Source organism: Virgibacillus salexigens (genome assembly GCF_014905415.1).
Classification (GTDB): domain Bacteria; phylum Bacillota; class Bacilli; order Bacillales; family Amphibacillaceae; genus Virgibacillus; species Virgibacillus salexigens.
Genome location: NZ_BNEO01000107.1, coordinates 1 through 313, shown reverse-complemented (window position 1 = coordinate 313; position 313 = coordinate 1). Strand labels below are relative to the sequence as shown.

At 40.9% G+C, this 313-nt stretch carries 1 protein-coding gene; it reads left to right on the top strand.

Annotation, left to right across the window (positions count from 1 at the left end; genetic code table 11):
* Window positions 1-313: hypothetical protein (locus JKP73_RS22435; protein ID WP_200412011.1), on the top strand; the 313-nt coding region annotated here is incomplete at both ends.

Sequence of the window (313 nt, the reverse complement as noted above, 5' to 3'; positions counted from 1 at the left end):
CAGGTAAGTGATAAGCCAAAAGTTACACTTACTGTAAATGATGCTAGTATTTATCCTCTCATTATAAGCTTACAAGATGATGGTCATGATAGTGGAACAGCAGAAGCTACACTACCATCAGACGAACCAGCAGATGAAACCGTGCCTACTGAAGGTAGTGATACCCAGGATAACCAAACAGACCTCCCAGAAAAAGAAGTAGACAAAGAAAACAACGTTGATCAGCAGTTGCCAGGAAAAACAAATTTGTTACCTGGTTATCATACGGGACTAGAGATTACAACGAAGTCATCTATGCAAGCGACTGCCCTTT